The organism is Ferruginibacter sp. (assembly GCF_014377975.1).
Lineage (GTDB): Bacteria > Bacteroidota > Bacteroidia > Chitinophagales > Chitinophagaceae > Ferruginibacter.
Map to the genome: position 1 here is coordinate 1 of NZ_JACMOO010000313.1, position 3,925 is coordinate 3,925.

Below are 3,925 nucleotides of genomic sequence, written 5' to 3' on the forward strand. Positions count from 1 at the left end.
ACCGCCCTCACTTCCTCCTCACTCAATCCATACAGTGCATACACTTTTTTATTGATGGCAGCATCTGTATAAACTATGCGTTGCTCCAATTGCTGCAACTCGTTGGGTAAATGACTGCTTTGCTTTTGTTGTTGCAGTTGCAGCATGATGGTGGGGTAGCGGAATTAAAGATTAAGCTAAGGCATCTTCAACCAGTTGTCTTTTAACTCAATCCCTTTTTTTTATTTTCTTTTAATGCTTTGGCGTTTAAGTTAGTTACTATTTTTTTTCCAGTTTTAACTTCAATGGCTTTTCGTGTATTGCCGGCAATAGTGCCTCCCTGACGGGCTATTTTTTTATTATCATCAAAAGTTGCCGGTTTTTTCTCTTTACTTATTTCGGTAGTGGTAGCTTCGGCCAGCATATTTAGTACCAGTTCCAGATTGGTCATGTTGTCCCGCAGGTTTTCTTTTTTTAAGCCTTTGTGGTGCTTATAATTTTTTACAGTTTTACCACTCCATGCTTGCGTAATAATGTCTGTTAATGTTGCATACTCTTGCCCTTTTTTTACCCCTCGTTCATCCCATTCATCTGTAAGTTCTTTTCTTACCTCGATGCTCTTTAAGCGTTGGTTTATCCAATCTTTACTATAACCCAATTGCAAATAATTCTCCATGGCTCTGTCTATACTTTTTTCCGGATCCTGTATTTCTTCTATTCGTTCGTAACCGGTTTTGGCAAGCCATACTTTAAACGGTTCTGCCTTTGGTGATGGAATAGATTGAATGAGCCGCAGTAAATTTTCTGTACTCAGGCAATCGGTAGCATACTGCTTGCCATCGGATGCTTCAAACTTGAGTTGTACGATTTTTTCGTACAACTGACTTCCCTCTTTTTGTAATTTCTTTTTTAAATCACTCCAATAACGCTTAGGAATGCTACTACCGGTTAACACTTCAATAATATCAATAACAGAGAAATACCAAATCTCTTCTGTTGCCACATAACGAGTTCGTATTTTTTGGTCCTCAAATAGTTTTATACTTGTCATAAGCATTCATTTTTATGATCTATGTTTGTTTTGCTGCCCAGTGGTTACACCACTCTAACTCACACCCCCTCCACCAACTTCACCTCATCTTCCGTTAACCCATACAGTGCATACACTTTTTTATTGATGGCAGCATCTGTATAAACAATGCGTTGCTCCAATAGCTGTAACTCGTTGGGTAAATGACTGCTTTGCTTTTGTTGTTGCAGTTGCAGCATGGTTTCTACTAATTGAACGATTTCGTCGTGGAGGGATTTTTCGGATTTGTTGGTGAAGTCGATTTGTTTGATGGGTAATTGAGAGAAATATTGTTTTGTACAAGTGATCCAACCACCTCTGAAAACATTGCTGATATTTTTTAGCACCCAAAAAAGTAAATTAGAATTTAAAAGACCCAATAAAAAATGCTTATCAATATTTTCATTTATTATTGAAATTGAAAATCCACCACCAGCCATTAAAGTGTATTGAGCTTTATTGAAAGGTAATTCAGTAAAAAGTCCTTTATCTGCAAGTAAAGGAATTAGGATATCAGCCTTTGAATGTAGCAATAAACTTCTTGGTGCACTATAAGAATACCATTGCTGATATTGCGCTCTTTCTTCAAGTTTTAGTTTCTGAGATTTTAAATAAGAATAAGCTAATGGATATAAATTTTTTAATTCCAATTCATCAATTATAGAAGCTTTATTATCTAGTCGATAAGGGAATATTAAATACTCATTAGTGTCTTTTCGTAAATTATATCTTGTATAGTTTGTTGCAAAAATTGGTTTTCTTAAAACTTGCTTTTCAAGGTTTATAATATTACCTGCTGCTGTTGTATAAGTTCCGTCTCTATTTTCTTGTACAATAAAAACGCTATCATTTCCAGTACTAGATCCCCTTGATATTTCACAAGGCAAATCGATCAATTTGACGGATTGCACATTTAATTTCAAAAGTATTTTATTTTCATTTTCCCCTTGAAAATTCCATACATCATTTGAGTATTCACTCTTAGACAAGTTTATAAAATTATGTTCAGCAGAAAGAACATCAGGATTTACTTTTAAATAGTTGAAAGTGTTTTTCTCAATTGTATTTAAAAAGAGAAGACAGCAGTATGTTGTAGCATTTTCAAATACTTGATTGCTACCAAAGTCTACAATTTTATCCAAGGCTTTTTCATCATTAATAAAACCTCTCAGTCCTCTGCCGTAATCTGTATTGAAAAATTTATTAGGCAAAATGAAACCCAATAAGCCTTTCTTACCAAGCAATGAAAAGCCTTTCTCCACAAAAGCGACATACAAATCGTAGTTTCCATATTCAGCAGATTTATATTTGAACTTGTAGTAGTTTACAGAGTCTTTAGAAATCTCTTTCATTGTTTGGATTTTCACATACGGCGGGTTCCCAATCACCACATCAAATCCTCCTTGCTTAAATACTGCTGCAAATCCCTGCTCCCAGCTAAAGGGTTTTACTTTCTTTTCCAATGCCGGTTCAAAGTCTATTTGCCCATTATAAAAATCCATGTCAATTAAACTATTGCCGCTTTTTATATTGCTATCCAGCGTAGGCAGTACCCTTTCGCCAAAGCGCATTTCGGCATTAATACTGCTGCCGGTTTCGCCTTCCATACATTTTAGCAGCAGGCTTAGTTTGGTTACTTCCACAGCCTGTGTATCTATATCTACCCCATAAATATTGTTGAGCAAAATTTGCTTTTTTAAAGCTGTGGTTAAATTGCCGGTGGGTGTTAGTGGCAGTTTGTTGCGTTCTTTAATGGCTTCGTTTCTTTCCTTTTCTGTATAGTCTTTGCTGTTTTGTGCAATGGCGGTAAGCTTTTCAAACTCAGGCATAAAAAATTCTACATGCCAGTTTAATAAATACTGGTAAGCTCCCAGCAAAAAACTACCACTGCCACAGGCGGGGTCCACTATTTTTAATTTGGCTACCTCCGCAGGGGTAATCCCTTTCTCCCCTTTAGGGGATGGGGGCATAGGGGCCAGTTTACCCACCGTATTTTCTACAATGTATTCCACTATGTATTGAGGTGTATAATATACCCCACCGGCCTTGCGTACTTCGGGCTTTTCTTCAATAACAGCCCGGTGGCCGGGTGTAAGTTTTATTTGTTTACCCAAAAACTGTTCGTACGCACTGCCCAGTATTTCTACACTCAGCACACTAAACTCATAAGGGCTAATGGGGTAATACAGTTCGTTGATAATGCCTTTAATGGTTTTGTTATCTACCAGCGTTTTGTGGCTGATGCTGTCCTTTTTAAAATCAAACAAGCCACTGTTGTACTTGCTATCGGCTTCTTTAAAATAGGTAAACAGGTTTTGGTAACAAGCACCCTCAGGGCTTCCTCCTTTTGGGGAGGTGACAAAGGTTTTTAGCCTGCCATATTCTTCTACGCCACGGTCTTCGGCAATGCGTAAAAATATCAGGCGGTCGAGGCTTTGTTGTACCACAAAGTTTAGTTCCTCTTCTGTATGTGCTTCGTTTCGCAGAGCAATATTCAGGGCCAGTTGCTTGCGCCATTCATCCAGGCTGGTTAAAAATTCTTTGTCAACTGTGGTGGTTCCTTTTTTGTTTTTATCAGCGGCAATAAATTTATCGAAGCTGCCCCTTAGTACACTTCCTTTAGAGAAAGTATCCCATAAAAAATCAAACTCCTTCAGGTATTCTCTAAAGGTGAGGTACTTTATTCTGCCTACACTTGGTTTATCGGTGGCATTGGGTTTTTTATTACAATCGTAAATGGCAAACTCTTCAAAATCTGTAAGAATACTAATAGGTAGTTTGGCGCTCCAGGCATAGCGGCGTATTTGGTAGGCCGGCATTATTTCATCCTTTACCGCCACGCTGGGCTTTTTGGCTTCCACAAAAAAAAGGCGTTTG

General features: G+C 37.7%; 2 protein-coding genes. Both read right to left on the bottom strand.

Translation table 11 applies throughout. The annotated features are described in order from the left end of the window. Positions 1-202: 202 nt before the first annotated feature. Positions 203-1,030: a Bro-N domain-containing protein gene (locus H7254_RS15845; protein WP_301933891.1), complete on the bottom strand. Its 828-nt coding sequence runs from the start codon at positions 1,028-1,030 to the stop codon at positions 203-205. A 59-nt stretch (positions 1,031-1,089) separates the two neighbouring features. Next, positions 1,090-3,925, bottom strand: a 2,836-nt coding sequence (locus H7254_RS15850; RefSeq protein WP_301933892.1) for an N-6 DNA methylase, incomplete at its 5' end; no start/stop codon positions are given.

What these genes read in the sequence shown, in the direction of transcription:
- H7254_RS15845 (WP_301933891.1), bottom strand. Translation starts at nt 1,030, where the DNA reads ATGACAAGTATAAAACTATTTGAGGACCAAAAAATACGAACTCGTTAT.